A 16,272-nucleotide genomic window follows, 5' to 3' on the forward strand; every position below is an offset into this window, starting at 1 on the left:
ATCGACTGACAGATTGCCTTCGCGAGCAAGCCCGCTCCCACAAGGGGATGGCGGGCTAATCCGACAGCTCCGGGCGATTGCGGAACTGCTCCAAGGCCTCGGGATTGGCCAGCGCATCGGTATTTTTCACCGGCTCGCCATGCACCACATTGCGCACCGCGAGTTCCACCACCTTGCCGCTGATGGTGCGCGGAATATCGGTCACCGCGACGATCTTCGCCGGCACATGGCGCGGCGTGGTGTTGGCGCGGATCACCTGGCGGATCTGTTGTTGCAGGTGGTCATCCAGCGTCACGCCATCCTGCAGACGGACAAACAGCACTACGCGCACATCGTCCTGCCATTGCTGTCCGATCGCCACGCTGTCCAGCACCTGCGGGACTTTCTCGACCTGACGATAGATTTCCGCCGTGCCGATGCGCACGCCGCCGGGGTTGAGCACCGCGTCGGAGCGGCCGTGGATCAGCATCCCGCCGTGGGGCAATTGCTCGGCGTAGTCGCCTTGGGCCCAGACACCGGGGAACAGGCTGAAATAGGATTTGCGCAGTTTTGCGCCGTCAGGGTCATGCCACAGCCCGACGGGCATCGCCGGGAAGTGTCGGGTGCAGACCAGTTCGCCTTTTTCGCCGATCACGGCAACGCCGGCGTCGTTCCACACTTCAACCGCCATGCCCAGGCTCTTGCCCATGATTTCGCCGCGGCGCACCGCCGACAGCGGATTACCGTTGACGAAGCACGACACCACATCGGTGCCGCCGGACATCGACGCCAGGCACACATCGCGCTTGAAGTCGCGGTAGACGAAGTCATAACTCTGCGGCGACAGCGCGGAGCCGGTGCAGAGCAGGGTCTTCAGGCTACTCAGATCATGGCTGTGCGCAGGCTTCAAACCGCTGCTTTCCAGTGTCGCGAGAAACTTGGGGCTAGTGCCGAACACACTGATGCGCTCGTCGTCGATCAGGTCGAGCAAGCGCTCATGGCCCGGGTGAAACGGCGAGCCGTCATACAGCACCACCGCGCTGCCGACCGCGAGGGCCGAGACCAGCCAGTTCCACATCATCCAGCCGCAAGTGGTGTAGTAGAACAACCGGTCACCGGGGCCGAGATCGACGTGCAGCCCATGCTCCTTGGCATGCTGCAGCAGCACGCCGCCGGTGCTGTGCACGATGCATTTCGGCACGCCGGTGGTGCCACTGGAATACAACACGTACAACGGGTGATTGAACGGCACCGGGACAAACCGCGGTTCGCCGCCGGGTTGGTAGAAATCGTCCCACAACGTCACGTTGGCGTGGGTTTGGTAATCCTCGGTACGGGCCTGCGCGCGAGCGTAGGGCACGATGATCAACTGCTGCAGCGATGGCAGTTGCGCGAGGATTTCGTTGAGCTTGGTGGTCTGGTCGATGTCTTTGCCGGCGTAACGGTAGCCGGCGCAGGTGATCAACACGTTGGGTTCGATCTGGCCGAAACGGTCGATCACGCCGTGGGTGCCGAAGTCCGGCGACGAGCACGACCAGATCGCCCCGAGGCTGGTGGTCGCGAGCATCGCCACCAGAGTCTGCCAGGTGTTGGGCATGCACGCGGCCACGCGGTCGCCGAGGCCGACACCGGCGGCTTGCAGGCTGGCCTGAAAACCGGCGACGTGCTCGGCCAGTTCGGCCCAGGTCAGCTGTTCGCGCTGACCGTTTTCCGCCACGGCGATCACTGCAACGGCATCGTCACGACGGCGCAGCAGGTGTTCTGCAAAGTTCAGGGTCGCGCCGGGAAACCATTCGGCACTGGGCATCTGCGCGCCTTCACGCAGGACGGCGTCGGGCTGGGTGTGAAAGCGGATGTCGAAGAAATCGACGATCGCCTGCCAGAACGCTTCGCGCTGTTCCACGCTCCAGCGGTGCAGGTCGGTGTAGCTGTTCAGCGCCAGGCCATGGCGCTGATTGATGTCGCGGCGGAACTGATCCATGCGCGATTGGGCGATACGCTCGGCGTCGGGTTGCCAGAGGAGGTCGGACATTGGTTTGCCTCTTGTTTTGTTGTTCATGACACATCACTTGTAGGAGTGAGCCTGCTCGCGATAGCGGAATTACATTCAACATTGATGTTGGCTGATACACCGCTTTCGCGAGCAGGCTCGCTCCTACAGGGGCGCAGCATTACTGCGCCAACCAGCCTCCATCAATATTCCACGCAGCTCCCCGCACCTGGCTGCCAGCCTCGCTGCACAGAAACAACACCAATTCCCCAAGATGCTGCGGTGTGACGAACTCCAGCGACGGCTGCTTCTCCGCCAGCAAATCATGCTGCGCCTGCTGCGGATCGACGCCTTTGGCGGCACGATCATCGATCTGTTTCTGCACCAGCGGCGTCAATACCCAGCCCGGACAGATCGCGTTGCAGGTCACATTACTGGTAGCCGTTTCCAGTCCGACCACTTTGGTCAAACCGATCACCCCATGCTTGGCCGCGACATACGCGGCTTTACCGGTCGATCCCACCTGACCATGCACCGAGGCAATGTTGACGATTCGCCCCCAACCCTTGGCGCGCATGCCCGGCAGGCTCAGGCGGGTGCTGTGGAACACCGATGAAAGGTTGATCGCGATGATCGAGTCCCAGCGCTCCACCGGAAACTCCTCCACGGCCGCCACGTGCTGAATCCCGGCGTTGTTGACCAGAATGTCGACGCCGCCGAATTCGCGTTCGGCGTAAGCGATCATCTCGGCAATCTGCGCCGGATCGCTGACGTCCGCCGGATGATGACCGACCTTGCCGCCAAACTGGCCGACTTCGGCGATCACGCTCGACGCATCACCGAAACCGTTGAGAATCAGGTTGGCGCCGGCCTTGGCCAGGCTCAGGGCGATGCCCAGACCGATGCCGCTGGTGGAACCGGTAACCAGTGCGGTCTTGCCCGAAAGAGTCGTCATGAATACCTCACACAATGCCAGTGGCGTAGAAAGTGCCGATCACTACGAAGACCGCCAAGGTCTTGATCAGCGTAATACAGAAAATGTCTTTATAGGCTTCGCGGTGGGTCAGGCCAGTGACCGCCAGCAGGGTGATCACCGCGCCGTTGTGCGGCAGGGTGTCCATGCCGCCGCTGGCCATCGCAGCCACGCGGTGCAGCACTTCCAGCGGAATGTTCGCCGCGTGCGCCGCCGCGATGAACTGCTCGGACATCGCCGCCAGCGCGATGCTCATGCCGCCCGATGCCGAGCCGGTGATACCCGCCAGCAGGGTCACGGTGATCGCTTCGTTGACCAGCGGATTGGGGATTTGCTTGAGCCAGTCGGCCAGTACCAGAAAGCCCGGCAACGAAGCGATTACCGCACCGAAACCGTATTCCGAGGCGGTGTTCATCGCCGCCAGCAGTGCGCCGCTGACCGCGCTTTTGCTGCCTTCGGCGAGTTTGCTGCGGATCGCCTTGAAGCCGAACACCAGCACCATCAGGATGCCGATCAGCAATGCCGCCTGCACCGCCCAGATTGCGGTGAGCTTGGCGATTTCCGTGGTCACCGGCGTGGCCATCCCCGGCAACGCGAGGCTGTGGGTCTTGCCGTACCACTGCGGAATCCACTGGGTGAACAGCAGGTTCATGATGCCCACCGCCAGCAGCGGCGACAGGGCGATCCATGGGTTCGGCAGTTTCAGGTCTTCGGCGGTTTCCGGCTCGTTACGCAGCTCGGTGCCATAACCTTCGCCAGCACGCTGCGCTTTGTTGCGTTGGCGCTGCAGGAACAACATGCCGGCGCAGAACACGAAAATCGTGCCGATTACCCCCAGCCACGGCGCCGCCCACGCGGTGGTATTGAAAAAGGTGCTGGGAATGATGTTCTGAATCTGCGGCGTGCCGGGCAGGGCGTCCATGGTGAACGAGAATGCGCCGAGGGCAATGGTTGCCGGGATCAGGCGCTTGGGAATGTTGCTCTGGCGGAACATTTCCGCGGCAAATGGATACACCGCAAACACCACCACGAACAACGACACGCCGCCGTAAGTGAGCAAGGCGCAAACCAGCACGATCACCAGCATCGCCTGACGCGTGCCGAGCAAGCGAATCGCTGCGGCCACGATCGAACGGGAGAACCCCGACAATTCGATCAACTTGCCGAACACGGCACCGAGCAGGAACACCGGGAAATACAGTTTGATGAAACCGACCATTTTCTCCATGAACACCCCGGTGAAGGCAGGGGCGACTGCAGAGGGGTCGGTCAGCAGGACAGCGCCGAGGGCGGCAATCGGGGCGAAGAGAATGACGCTGTAGCCACGGTAGGCGGCGAGCATCAGCAGCGCGAGGGCTGCCAAGGCAATGATCACACTCATGGAGTGTCTCCAAAGATTGTTATTTTTGTGGGTGAAGCGGGTGCAGGAGAGGCTTTAGCGAGATCTATGCCAGATACTCAAATCATTGAAATGTAAGGGTTTTATAGTTTTAAGCGTGTTGAGAGTTGAAGAGTTGTCTCTCTTTGGAGATTTTTGTAGAGAGGGCTGACGCCTTCGCGAGCAAGCCCGCTCCCACATTTGGAATGCGTATTCCCTGTGGGAGCGGGCTTGCTCGCGAAGCTTTTGCTGTTGTCTTTTATTGGAGACTGTGGTCTCTTTATTGAGACTCGGTGATGCCCAAGGCCAGCATCTTCTTGTACAGCGTCGAGCGTCCCAGTCCCAGTCGAGCCGCCGCCTCCGGCACTTTGCCCGCACATTGCGCGAGGGCGGACTGGATCAACTGCCGGTCAAACCGCTGCCGTGCCTCGGCGAAAGTCTCATCCGCCAACGGCTCTCGCGTCGACACCGACGGGCGCTCAACCGGGGTAAAGGTGCCGATGGCCGCGCGAATATCCTCTTCGGTGAGGATCAGGTCATCGCTGAGCAGCGCCGCGCGCTCCAGCACGTTGCGCAATTCGCGGATGTTGCCCGGCCACGCATGTTGTCCGAGCAGATCCAGCGCTGCGCGACTCAGTTCATGCTGGCTACGCAACTCTTCAAGGATCGCCTCGCTGAGCGCCGGCAAATCGTCGAGACGCTCGCGCAGCGGCGGAACCTGGATCGGCAGCACGTTAAGTCGGTAATACAGGTCGGCGCGGAATTCACCGCGCTTGATCGCGGCTTGCAGATCGGTCGAAGTCGCCGCGATCACTCGCACATCGCTCTGAATCACGTCGTTGGAGCCAACCGGTTCGAACTCCTTTTCCTGCAGCACCCGCAGCAGTTTGCTCTGCAGCGGCAACGGCATGTCGCCGATCTCATCGAGAAACAGCGTACCGCCCTGAGCGATCTGCAATTTGCCGGTACGACCCTTGCGGTCGGCGCCGGTAAACGCACCGGGCGCAGTGCCGAAAAACTCGGCTTCCAGCAGCGCTTCGGGAATCGCCGCACTGTTGATGCTGACGAAGGCTTTGTGCGCCCGGGGCGAAGCGCTGTGAATCGCCTGGGCCAGCAACTCCTTGCCGGTGCCGGTTTCGCCGAGCAACAACACGGGTGAATCGGTGCTCGCACTGCGGCGGGCACGGCGTTTGACTTCGAGGCTGGCGCTGCTGGTGCCGATGAAATGGGCGAAGTTGTATTTGGTCTGCCGCGCCCGCAGCAGCGAGCGGGTCGAAGCCAGTTCTTCCTGCATGCTCAGGTAGCGCTTGAGCATCGGTGACAGGCTGCGTAATTCATCAAACAGAGCAAACCCGATGGCGCCGATCACCGCCCCGGCATCGTCGTGGATCGGCAGGCGCATCACCACCAGCGGCTCTTTCGGTGTGTCCTGCATGTCCAGCAGGATCGGCCGGCCGGTGCGCACCACTTCACGCAGCAGGCTGCCGGGGATCACGCTTTCGCAGGGTTTGCCGATGGCTTTTTTCGCCGACTCAAGACCGAAACGCCGCGCATAGCGTTCGTTCATCCAGACGATGTTTGCATCACGATCGACAATCACCGTGCCTTCGCTGGACTGCTCGATGATCTCGAACAGCGAGCGGATCGCCAGCGTGCGCACGCGTTGGTAGTCCTTGAGGCTTTCGGTGGTGTTCATCTGACAGATCCTGAATGTCTTTCGGCTTTGGCGACGCCATCGCGAGCAGGCTCACTCCTACAATGGAACGCATTTCAAATGTAGGAGTGAGCCTGCTCGCGATAGATGCTACTCGGTATCAAGGCAAGCGCCGATTATGCCTACCCCGGATGCGCCGCTGCCAACAGCTCCTTGGTGTAAGGATGCTGCGGCGAGTCGAACACCTCGTGGCTGGCACCGCGCTCAACCACTTTGCCGTCCTTGATCACGATCATGTCATGCGCCAGCGCCCGCACCACCGCCAGGTCGTGGCTGATGAACAGGTAGGTCAGGCCGTGTTTTTCCTGAAGATCGCGGAGCAGGGCGACCACTTGTTTCTGCACGGTACGATCAAGGGCCGAGGTCGGCTCGTCGAGCAGGATCAGCGCCGGTTTCAGCACCAGCGCCCGGGCGATGGCGATACGCTGGCGCTGACCGCCGGAAAATTCGTGCGGGTAGCGATGACGGCTTTCCGGATCCAGGCCGACTTCCTTGAGTACACGGATCACCTGTGCATCGCACTCATCGGCGCTGGACTGACAGTGTACCTCCAGCCCTTCGCTGATGATTTGCGCCACCGACATCCGTGGACTGAGGCTGCCGAACGGATCCTGAAACACCACCTGCATCTGCCGACGCCATGGTCGCAATTGCTTCTGATCGAGGCCGTCGAGGGCGGTGCCCTGAAAACGGATACTGCCCTCGGAATCGAGCAACCGCAGAATCGCCTGACCCAGGGTCGACTTGCCCGAACCGGACTCACCGACAATGCCCAGGGTTTTGCCGCGCTGGATATTCAGGCTGATGCCGTCCACCGCGCGCAAATATTGTTTGCGCTGGAACAGCCCGCCACCGACGACGAACTCGACGCGCAGATCATCCACTTCCAGCACGTTCTCGCGTTCATCGCGGGGCAGGGCTTCGCCTTCCGGCTCGGCGTTGAGCAGCACGCAGCTGTAAGGGTGTTTCGGTTCGGTAAACAGGGTTTCGCACGGGGCTTGCTCGACGATTTCACCAGCCTTCATCACGCACACCCGTTGCGCAATGCTGCGCACCAGATTGAGGTCGTGGCTGATCAGCAGCAGCGACATGCCCAGGCGTTGTTGCAGGGATTTGAGCAGCAGCAGGATCTTGCGCTGCACCGTCACATCCAGCGCCGTGGTCGGCTCGTCGGCGATCAGCAGTTCCGGCTCACAAGCCAGGGCCATGGCAATCATTACTCGTTGCCGCTGGCCGCCGGAAAGTTGATGCGGATAGGCCTTGAGCCGCTCTTTGGGATTCTGAATGCCCACCAGTTCCAGCAGTTCAAGAATGCGTTGTTGCGCTGCTTTACCGCCCAGGCCGCGATGCACCAGCAGCGTCTCGCCGATCTGCTTTTCAATGGTGTGCAGCGGATTGAGCGAGGTCATCGGCTCCTGGAAGATCATTGCGATCCGATTGCCGCGTAGCTCACGCAAGACCTTTGGATCGGCACCGAGCAGTTCCTGACCGCGATAGCGAATGCTGCCGCTGGTTTGCGCATCGCCTTCGGGGAGCAGTTGCAGGATCGAATGCGCGGTTACCGATTTGCCCGAGCCCGACTCGCCGACCAGCGCCAGGCACTCGCCGGGGCGGATGTCCAGGCACAGGTTTCGCACCGCCGGCTGGCCATGGAAGGCGACGTTCAGGTCACGGATTTCGATCAGGTTATCAGTCATGGTCACACTTCAGGATCGAGGGTCGAACGCGTCACGTAACGCTTCGCCGATGAACACCAGTAAAGAAAGAATCAGCGCCAGGGTGAAGAACGCTGTCAGCCCGAGCCACGGCGCTTGCAGGTTCTGTTTGCCCTGGCCGATCAGTTCGCCCAGCGAAGCGCTGCCGGCGGGCATGCCGAAACCGAGGAAGTCGAGGGCGGTGAGGGTAGAAATCGCTCCGGTCAGAATGAACGGCAGGTAACTCAGCGTCGCGTTCATCGCATTCGGCAGGATGTGCCGGAAAATCACCTTGCGGTCGCTCAGGCCCAACGCGCGCGCCGCTTTGACGTATTCCAGATTACGCCCGCGCAGGAACTCGGCGCGCACCACATCCACCAGTGCCAGCCATGAAAACAGCGCCATGATCCCCAGCAGCCACCAGAAATTCGGCTCGACAAAGCCGGACAAAATGATCAGCAGGTACAGCACCGGCAATCCGCTCCAGACCTCCAGCAGACGCTGCCCGAGCAGATCGACCCAACCGCCGTAATAGCCTTGCAGGGCGCCGGCCGCGATGCCGATCAGCGCGCTGACGGCGGTCAGCATCAGGGCAAACAGGATCGATACCCGTGCACCGAAAATCACCCGCGCCAACACATCGCGCGCCTGATCGTCGGTGCCGAGCCAGTTGACCTTCGAGGGCGGGCTCGGCGCAGGTTGATTGAGGTCGTAGTTGGGCGTGTCGTCGCTGAACGGGATTGGCGGGAACAGCAGCCAGCCACCGCCCTTGCGGATCAGGTTCTGCACATAGTCACTGCGATAATCGGCCTGGAACGGCAATTGCCCGCCAAACTCCTGTTCGGTGTAGCGCTTGAAGACCGGGAAGTAGAGCTGGTTCTGATAGCTGACCACCAGTGGTTTGTCATTGGCGATCAGTTCACCGCCCAGCGTCACCACGAACAGTCCGATAAACAGCCACAACGACCACCAGCCACGGCGGTTTTTCTTGAATCGCGCGAAACGGCGACGGCCCAGAGGCGAGAGCTTGAACATCAGGCGTTCCTCGCGGCGAAGTCGATACGTGGGTCGACCAGGGTGTAGCACAAGTCGCCGATCAGTTTTATCAGGAGGCCGAACAGGGTGAAGATGAACAGCGAGCCGAACACCACCGGATAGTCGCGAGAAACCGCCGCTTCGTAACTCATGCGGCCGAGGCCGTCGAGAGAGAAGATCACTTCGATCAACAGCGAACCGGCAAAGAACACACTGATGAACGCCTGCGGAATCCCCGAGACCACCAGCAGCATCGCGTTGCGGAACACGTGACCGTAAAGCACGCGGCGTTCGCTCAAGCCTTTGGCGCGGGCGGTAACCACGTACTGGCGGGTGATTTCATTGAGGAACGAGTTCTTGGTGAGGATCGTCAGCGTGGCGAAACCGCCGATCACCAGCGCCGTCACCGGCAACACCAGGTGCCAGAAGTAATCGGCAATCTTGCCCAGGGTCGACAGCGATTCGAAGTTGTCCGAGACCAGTCCGCGCACCGGAAACCAGTTCAATGACGTGCCACCGGCAAACACCACGATCAGAAACATTGCGAACAGAAACGCCGGCATCGCGTAGCCGATGATGATCGCGGTGCTGCTCCAGATGTCGAAATGGCTGCCGTGATGCACCGCTTTGCGGATGCCCAGCGGGATCGACACCAGATAGGTGATCAGCGTCGCCCACAGGCCGAGGGAAATGGTCACCGGCATTTTTTCCAGAATCAGGTCGGTGACCGTCGCACCGCGGAAAAAGCTTTTGCCGAAGTCCAGCTGCGCGTAGTTCTTGAGCATCAGCCACAGGCGCTCATGCGCCGGTTTGTCGAAACCGTACTGCTTTTCGATGTCCTTGATCAGTTGCGGATCGAGGCCACGGCTGGCACGCGAAGTGTTGCTCATGGTTTCGCTGGAACTGCCGCCGACACTCGCACCGCCGATCCCTTGCAGATGGGCGATCGCCTGTTCGACCGGTCCGCCGGGTGCGGCCTGAATGATCACGAAATTGACCAGCAGGATGATCACCAGCGTCGGAATGATCAGCAGCAGGCGCCGCAGAATGTATGCCCACATCAGTGCGGTCCTCCGGGTCTGCCACGACCGATTTTCTCGGCGGTCATCTGCTGGTTGGTCAATGGCGTGCTGCTGATTTCCCACCAGCTCTCGATGGCTTCGTCATTGCTGGCCTGGATCGCCGGCATGCCGAAACGGTTCCACCAGACGGTGGAGGTGCCCGGTGGGTAATAGTTGGGAATCCAGTAGTAGTTCCATTGCAGCACCCGGTCCAGCGCGTGGGCGTAGTGCAGCATGTCGCTCTGGGTCGAGGCGCGGATCAGGCCGTTTATCAGTGTGTCGACCGCCGGGTTCTTCAGCACCATGTAGTTGTTGGCGCCGGGGTCGTTGGCCGATATCGAGCCGAAGTAGTTGAGCAACTCGCCGCCCGGAGATGTGCTGACCGGGTAGCCGGTGACGATCATGTCGTAATCACGGCTCATCAGGCGATTGACGTATTGCGAGGAATCGATACGGCGGATATTCAGCTCGATGCCGATCTGTTTCAGCGTGCGCTTGTAAGGCAGGAGCAGACGGTCCATACCGTTCTGGCTGACCAGAAAGGTGAAACTCAACGGTTCGCCTTCGGCGTTGACCAGTTGGTCGCCCTCAGGTTTCCAGCCAGCCTGTTCGAGCAGTTCCAGGGCTTGCAGTTGCTTGTCGCGGATCAGCCCGCTGCCATCGGTTTTCGGCGCCTCGAAGACCTGGGTGAACACTTCGTCGGGAACCTGCCCGCGCAACGGCTCGAGGATTTTCAGTTCGGCGGCGTCCGGCAGCTCGCGGGCTGCCAGTGCGGTATTGGAGAAATAGCTCTGCTGGCGGATGTACATGTTGCGCATCATCTGCCGGTTGCTCCACTCGAAATCCCAGAGCATCGCCAGCGCCTGGCGCACCCGACGATCCTGGAACATCGGTTTCTGCAGGTTGAACACGAAGCCCTGCGCAGATTGCGGGGCCTCGGTGGCCAGGTGGGCTTTCTGCAAGCGGCCGTCACTCAGCGCAGGGCTGTCGTAACCGATCGAATAGCCGGTGGCGGAAAATTCGCGGTTGTAGTCATAGGCACCGCCGCGCAATACCTGGCGGGCGACATCGGTGTCGCCGAAATACTCGATGCTGAAGTGATCGAAGTTATACAGGCCGCGACTGACCGGCAGATCCTTGCCCCACCAGTCGGGGTTGCGTTCAAAGGTGATGCTGCGCCCGGAGTCGACCTTGCCGACCCGATACGGGCCGCTGCCCAGTGGTGGTTCATAGCCACCGCCACCGGCGAAGTCGCGGGTTTTCCACCAGTGCTCGGGGAATACCGGCAGGGTGGCAATGTCCAGCGGCAGGGTGCGGTTCTCGTTGCTCTTGAAATCGAAGCGCACGGTCAGCGGCGCTTCCACTTCCACGCCTTTGACGTCGGCGAACTGCGTGCGATAGCGCAGGCTGCCCTGGGTCATCAACAGGTCATAGGTGTAGCGCACGTCCTCGGCAGTGATCGGCTTGCCGTCGGCAAAACGCGCCTTGGGATCGATGAAGAAGCGCAGCGACAGACCATCCTCCGAGCGCTCCATCTTTTGCGCCACCAGGCCATAGACCGTGTAGGGCTCGTCCATCGAGCGCTGGGCCAGCGGCGAATAGAGCATGCCGTCGATCTGGGTGACGCCGATGCCTTTATCTATATAAGGCAGGATGTGATCGAAATGCCCGATCTCTATCGCCGAGCGGCGCATGGTGCCGCCCTTGGGCGCCCGCGGATTGGTGTAGTCGAAATGGCTGAAACCGGCCGGGTATTTGGCAGGTTCGCCATAGACGGTCAACGCATGTTGCGGGGTGGCGTTCACACCGGCGGCGCCCAATAGCAGGGCCACGGCAGTGAACAGTAAAGTCGGGAAAGCCAGTCGCATTGTCAGCCTTAAAGCCGGGTGATCGATAAGCGCAATTTGTACGCGAGCGGCGCGTCAGTCGCCAGCCGTATCCTGTAACCAAAACACAACGGCCCACCAAAAGGCGGGCCGTTGGGACAGCAGTCAGGCGACGGATCAGTCCTGGCGGCTGGTGACTTCGAGCAGGTGATAACCGAACTGGGTCTTCACCGGGCCTTGCACGACGTTGATTGGCGCGCTGAAGACCACGGTGTCGAATTCCTTGACCATCTGGCCAGGACCGAATGAACCCAGATCGCCGCCCTGACGGCTGGACGGGCAGCTGGAGTTGGCCTTGGCGACCTCGGCGAAATCAGCACCGGCTTCGATCTGGGCCTTGAGTTCGTTGCACTTGTCTTCGCTGGAAACCAGGATGTGGCGGGCAGTGGCTTTAGCCATGGGGAAATTCTCCAATCTATTTCAGTAAAGTGTGGAGCCTACCGGATTCAGTAAGCGATTTCTCTGCAAAGTTCCACTCGGTACATTGACGTACATCTACAGTTGCGCGGCTTTCAGGCGCATCGCGTGTTCGACATAGAGGTCGACGGGATCCGCGCCGGGTATTCGCAACCCGCCCGGATGGCGCAAGCTGCCAAGGTGATTGAGGGGATAGTCGGAGCGGATGACCCGGCCCAGGTGAGAACTGTAACGGCCCACGAAACCATCGTTCTGTCCGGCCTCCGTGACGAAATGGCTGGATAATGCGTGGCAGACGGAATGCACTGGATCCAGAGCCTGCAACAAATTGTCCTGCAGCGTGCCGCTCCAGGAGTAGTAGTGGACGTCATTGACCCGTTCCGCCCCCTGGCCGCCCCACGTCGAAGGCAGGCCTTGAGGGTATTTTTTGTTGAATTGCCCGACGTCCGCAGTCGTCAGGGCATTGAGTGCGGCTACGGCGGCCTGCGGCAGACCCGGTTGACCGCTGAGTAGCGAGAGGAATCGCGCAAACTGTGTCGCAGCGTGCTCCGCCACCTGCTCCGGCAGGCCTCCCGGAACCAGCGCCAGGCGTAAGGCGTCAGCCAGTTCCGAGCCGTGATTGGGGCCGCTGACCGATGTCACCGAGGCGACTTTCTCCGGCGCGAGCGCAGCGGCATAACGGCATGCCAGCGCGCCCTGGCTATGTCCGATCAGGTTGACTTTACCGGCGCCGGTGCCTCGCAGAACGCGCTCGATCTGGAACATCAATTGCTGGCCGCGAACTTCGTTGTCATGGGTTGCGGACAGCTGCGGCACAAACACTTGCCCGCCTGCCTCCCTCAGCGCTTGCTTGACATCATGAAAAAGCTCGAAATGGCCGATACGGTCAAACCCGAACAGGCCATGGACCAAAAGGATGGGGTAGCGGGTTGTCGCATTCCGTTGCATGTTCCTGCCTCTTTTGCAGATGCTTGTCAGTGGTTGGTGCGTGCCACTGTAAAACAGGCCTGCGGGTCGGCGATGTCTGAAAAATCCTCTGTACTGAAAGGAAATTGGACTAAAAGCGGTACGAATTTTCGCTTCTGCTTGAGAGGGTAGTCGGAACATTTGGCAATCTTTTGCCCGGTATCGCTGGATTCTGCTTCGTAAGCCTACGTCATGCGGTGTATTTACCCTGCCGACGGAAGGCGTTGTGCTGACTTCCGCCGGTCGCTGGATGGTGTTCAATGGATTTCGTTCGACGCGGCCTTCACGGCGGCGTTTTATCCAAGGAATGGAGCTACGAATGTCTATATACGAAGCCACCGGCGATTCTTCTGTGGTACCAGCGTCAAATATGTCCCCTGTAGCGGATGAATCCGGTGAACACCGTCTTCTGAGTTTGAAGGTGGACGGCGACCACTTCGAATTCTGCTATCGACACGCGTCTGCAGCGGCAGACTCTCCAGGCTCGTGGCTGCCTGCACCGATGCTTGAGGTTATGGAGGGCGGAATGCTTGATCCTTCACTGGACCATGCATTCGTCAGGGTGGCGCCTTACCCGAACATGTTGTGCGGCGACAAACTTGTGCTGAGCTGGCAAGGACTGGATGACGAAGGATTGCCCTATATTCACGAAACCACTCGTGCGGTCAGTGAAAGTCAGGTGGGTCAGGAACTCGTCTTTGTCATAAAGGGTTTGCACATCGCAGCGCTGGAGCGCGGCTCGCTGGAGGTTTACTGGACGCTGTACAGCGTTGCGCTGCAGAAGCCCATGTCATCCAGGCGTTTGCAGCTGAATGTGGGTGATCCGGAACCCGATTTGCTGGCTCCGATCCTTGAAGAAACGGTGGGCGGGACGCTCGATCCGGCCCGTATTCCGCAGGGCACTAGCGTTATCGTGCGACCTTACGCCCGCATGGCTGTCGGGGACCGGGTCATCCTGTCGTGGCAAGGTGTCGAAGGACTGCCGGTGATCAGTGATGTGTTGCTCGTGGAGCCGTTTGCTGTCGGCGAAGCGCTGTCTTTCTGGATACCCGCAGATCGCATCGCCCCTCATCGTATGCAGGAGGTGAGCGTCAGCTACCGGGTGGAATCAAGGTCGGCGCAGGTGAGGAACTCTGCAACCTCGCGAATTCTGATCGCGCCATTGATGCGAGGCGAGCTCGCAGCTCCGCAGGTACTGGAAGCGCAAGATGGCGAACTGGAGGCAGTAGATGCCGAGGATGGCATTACCGTGGTGATCGGCAATGCCCAGGCCGAGGAGGGGGAGCTGGTTTACTTGAAATGCGATGGTGAGTATTTCAGTCACCGCGATGATCGGGACATCACCCGGGAAACTGCAGGCGAGCCCTTGGTATTCATCGTGCCTTATCGTTTCTGGCGAGAGCATCGGGAAACTGTGGTGCAGGTGTCGTATTCAGTGGAGCGGCTGGATGATGTCAGCCAGGCTTCCGAGATAACACGCATCCGGGTGCGGGCATAACCCGGTGGTGAAGTCTGAGCGATGACTCAGCCTTTGCGGGATTTTGATAAGCCCGCAAAGGCTGCTCGGATCATCAGGCTCGAAGACGTTCGGCAGCGCTCGACAGCAACTGTTCCGTCGCACTGAACCCAAGGCAACCATCGGTAACCGACACCCCGTAACGCAATGTGGGGCTCAAGGGCTGGCAGCCTTCGAACAGGTGGGATTCAATCATCATGCCGATCAAGGAACGATCGCCCAGCAGGCGTTGTTCGAGAACCGCGTTGAACACGTCGGGCTGGCGCAATGGGTCCTTGCCGCTGTTGGCGTGGCTGCAGTCGACCATGATCCGGCTCGGAATTTTCAGTCGGCTCAGGTCGGCATGTACCCGGGCGACGCTTTCGCGATCGTAGTTAGGACCGTGATGACCGCCGCGCAGCACTATATGAGTGTCGGGGTTGCCCGGGGTCTGGATGATCGCCGGGTGCCCTTGGCTGTCGACACCGAAGTGTCGGTGCGGATGTGCTGCCGAGCGCATGGCGTCGACGGCTACACCTACGCCACCGTCGGTGCCGTTCTTGAAACCAACGGGCATGTTCAGGCCGCTGGCCATTTCCCGGTGAATCTGCGATTCGGTGGTGCGTGCACCGATAGCAACCCAACTGAGCAGGTCGTCGAAGTAGCCGGCCGCCATTGGTTGCAGCAACTCGGTAGCGATGGGCAGGCCCAGGCGGATCATCTCAAGCATCAATTCACGCGACAGGGTCAGGCCGCCAGCCATGTCGTCGCTGCCATCCAGGTGCGGGTCGTAAGCCAGACCTTTCCAGCCGACGGTGGTGCGTGGTTTTTCGATGTAGGCGCGCATCACCAACAGCATCTCGTCGCTGACTTCATGGGCCAGGCGGGAAAGTTTTTCGGCGTATTCGAGTGCGGAGCGCGGGTCATGAATCGAGCAAGGGCCGACGACGACCAGCAGGCGATGGTCTTCGCCATTGAGGATCGCGCGGACAGCCTGGCGGTGGGCTGCGACTTGCTGGGCGAGGGCATTGCTCAGGGGCAATTGCTGTTTGAGCTGCAACGCGCTGGGCAGACGCAGGGTCAGTGCTTCGTTGGCAGAATCAAGGGTGGTCAGTGGCAGAGCAGAAACAGACGAGTTCATATTCGGGATTCCTGGGCTGGCGGCGGGTGTTTCCCGCTCACTCGGCCCTACTGGGGTGTTCGACAATTGGCCGGATTGGCTGCGTGTGTGTGCTTGCCACCTGTGGGTGACCGATCGGAGGCGGCAGGCTGTCCCGAGCGGAGGTTGCTAAATCGCCAGGCGGTAAAAGTGTCGTAACGGTAATAAGTGGCGTAGTTCATGTCGTGATTCCTCAAAGTTCTGGTGTGTTGCTGAAAAATTTGGGGCCTGAAAAAACAAAACCCCCGGTCGGGAGGCCGACCGGGGGTTGAGAATTCTCTGGTAGGCGACCCGTTTTTATGGGCGCCGGTGGGTATCAGGCGCGCCAGTGGCTAAACCAATACCCAAAATAAAAGCTGACAGGAGCGCAAACGTCATTCGCCCGGGCAGCCGCAACCGAGCGCAGGGCGCTGGCGGAACGAAGCTGTGAGAGGGCGTTGAACATGGTTTGTCTCCGATGAATGCGCCGAGCTTACTAGAGGCCCGTACGGCTGAGCAATCAGAAATTGCTATCGCCATTGCGGA

Annotated in this window: 12 protein-coding genes; 1 reads left to right on the forward strand and 11 read right to left on the reverse strand. The window is 60.4% G+C overall.

What is annotated here, in order from left to right; all coding sequences use genetic code 11:
- Positions 1-55: 55 nt before the first annotated feature.
- The 10 genes from H043_RS0115795 to H043_RS0115840 all read right to left on the reverse strand — a co-directional run bounded on the left by H043_RS0115795 (position 56) and on the right by H043_RS0115840 (position 13,075).
- Positions 56-2,011: an acetoacetate--CoA ligase gene (locus H043_RS0115795; protein ID WP_027612661.1), complete on the reverse strand. Its 1,956-nt coding sequence runs from the start codon at positions 2,009-2,011 to the stop codon at positions 56-58.
- 139 nt (positions 2,012-2,150) lie between these two features.
- Positions 2,151-2,924 carry a 3-hydroxybutyrate dehydrogenase gene (hbdH, locus tag H043_RS0115800; RefSeq protein WP_027612662.1) on the reverse strand — a complete coding sequence of 258 codons (774 nt, stop codon included), beginning with the start codon at positions 2,922-2,924 and terminating at the stop codon, positions 2,151-2,153.
- A gap of 7 nt (positions 2,925-2,931) precedes the next feature.
- Positions 2,932-4,323 (reverse strand): GntP family permease, encoded by a 1,392-nt coding sequence (locus H043_RS0115805; RefSeq protein WP_027612663.1) that lies wholly within the window; start codon positions 4,321-4,323, stop codon positions 2,932-2,934.
- A gap of 277 nt (positions 4,324-4,600) precedes the next feature.
- A complete protein-coding gene (locus H043_RS0115810) occupies positions 4,601-6,016 on the reverse strand; it encodes a sigma-54-dependent Fis family transcriptional regulator (protein WP_027612664.1) in 1,416 nt (471 codons plus the stop codon).
- Between the two features lie 140 nt (positions 6,017-6,156).
- On the reverse strand, positions 6,157-7,731 hold the full coding sequence (locus tag H043_RS0115815; RefSeq protein WP_027612665.1) for an ABC transporter ATP-binding protein: 1,575 nt from the start codon (positions 7,729-7,731) through the stop codon (positions 6,157-6,159).
- 9 nt (positions 7,732-7,740) lie between these two features.
- Positions 7,741-8,763 (reverse strand): ABC transporter permease, encoded by a 1,023-nt coding sequence (locus tag H043_RS0115820; RefSeq protein WP_027612666.1) that lies wholly within the window; start codon positions 8,761-8,763, stop codon positions 7,741-7,743.
- Entirely contained in the window at positions 8,763-9,824 is a 1,062-nt protein-coding gene (locus H043_RS0115825; protein ID WP_027612667.1) for a microcin C ABC transporter permease YejB, read from the reverse strand. Before H043_RS0115825 ends, H043_RS0115820 begins: the two co-directional genes overlap by 1 nt.
- Positions 9,824-11,692 (reverse strand): extracellular solute-binding protein, encoded by a 1,869-nt coding sequence (locus H043_RS0115830; RefSeq protein WP_027612668.1) that lies wholly within the window; start codon positions 11,690-11,692, stop codon positions 9,824-9,826. The genes H043_RS0115825 and H043_RS0115830 overlap by 1 nt, the downstream gene beginning before the upstream one ends.
- Before the next feature lie 135 nt (positions 11,693-11,827).
- Positions 11,828-12,109 (reverse strand): peptidylprolyl isomerase, encoded by a 282-nt coding sequence (locus H043_RS0115835; RefSeq protein ID WP_016774509.1) that lies wholly within the window; start codon positions 12,107-12,109, stop codon positions 11,828-11,830.
- Positions 12,110-12,205: 96 nt separating this feature from the next.
- Positions 12,206-13,075 carry a triacylglycerol lipase gene (locus tag H043_RS0115840; RefSeq protein ID WP_027612669.1) on the reverse strand — a complete coding sequence of 290 codons (870 nt, stop codon included), beginning with the start codon at positions 13,073-13,075 and terminating at the stop codon, positions 12,206-12,208.
- Between the two features lie 337 nt (positions 13,076-13,412).
- Between H043_RS0115840 and H043_RS0115845 the strand changes: the two genes are divergently transcribed.
- A complete protein-coding gene (locus H043_RS0115845) occupies positions 13,413-14,591 on the forward strand; it encodes a hypothetical protein (protein ID WP_027612670.1) in 1,179 nt (392 codons plus the stop codon).
- A 73-nt stretch (positions 14,592-14,664) separates the two neighbouring features.
- Here H043_RS0115845 and H043_RS0115850 read toward each other — a convergent pair whose 3' ends face one another.
- Positions 14,665-15,729 (reverse strand): 3-deoxy-7-phosphoheptulonate synthase, encoded by a 1,065-nt coding sequence (locus tag H043_RS0115850; RefSeq protein ID WP_027612671.1) that lies wholly within the window; start codon positions 15,727-15,729, stop codon positions 14,665-14,667.
- Between the last annotated feature and the right edge of the window lie 543 nt (positions 15,730-16,272).

Source organism: Pseudomonas sp. URIL14HWK12:I6, from assembly GCF_000514195.1.
Lineage (GTDB): Bacteria > Pseudomonadota > Gammaproteobacteria > Pseudomonadales > Pseudomonadaceae > Aquipseudomonas > Aquipseudomonas putida_A.

Bases quoted from the DNA above. Each gene is read 5' to 3' on its own strand.
- H043_RS0115795 (WP_027612661.1), bottom strand. From the start codon at position 2,011: ATGTCCGACCTCCTCTGGCAACCCGACGCCGAGCGTATCGCCCAATCG.
- H043_RS0115840 (WP_027612669.1), bottom strand. From the start codon at position 13,075: ATGCAACGGAATGCGACAACCCGCTACCCCATCCTTTTGGTCCATGGC.
- H043_RS0115850 (WP_027612671.1), bottom strand. From the start codon at position 15,729: ATGAACTCGTCTGTTTCTGCTCTGCCACTGACCACCCTTGATTCTGCC.
- H043_RS0115835 (WP_016774509.1), bottom strand. From the start codon at position 12,109: ATGGCTAAAGCCACTGCCCGCCACATCCTGGTTTCCAGCGAAGACAAG.
- hbdH (WP_027612662.1), bottom strand. From the start codon at position 2,924: ATGACGACTCTTTCGGGCAAGACCGCACTGGTTACCGGTTCCACCAGC.
- H043_RS0115845 (WP_027612670.1), top strand. From the start codon at position 13,413: ATGTCTATATACGAAGCCACCGGCGATTCTTCTGTGGTACCAGCGTCA.
- H043_RS0115805 (WP_027612663.1), bottom strand. From the start codon at position 4,323: ATGAGTGTGATCATTGCCTTGGCAGCCCTCGCGCTGCTGATGCTCGCC.
- H043_RS0115820 (WP_027612666.1), bottom strand. From the start codon at position 8,763: ATGTTCAAGCTCTCGCCTCTGGGCCGTCGCCGTTTCGCGCGATTCAAG.
- H043_RS0115810 (WP_027612664.1), bottom strand. From the start codon at position 6,016: ATGAACACCACCGAAAGCCTCAAGGACTACCAACGCGTGCGCACGCTG.
- H043_RS0115830 (WP_027612668.1), bottom strand. From the start codon at position 11,692: ATGCGACTGGCTTTCCCGACTTTACTGTTCACTGCCGTGGCCCTGCTA.
- H043_RS0115825 (WP_027612667.1), bottom strand. From the start codon at position 9,824: ATGTGGGCATACATTCTGCGGCGCCTGCTGCTGATCATTCCGACGCTG.
- H043_RS0115815 (WP_027612665.1), bottom strand. From the start codon at position 7,731: ATGACTGATAACCTGATCGAAATCCGTGACCTGAACGTCGCCTTCCAT.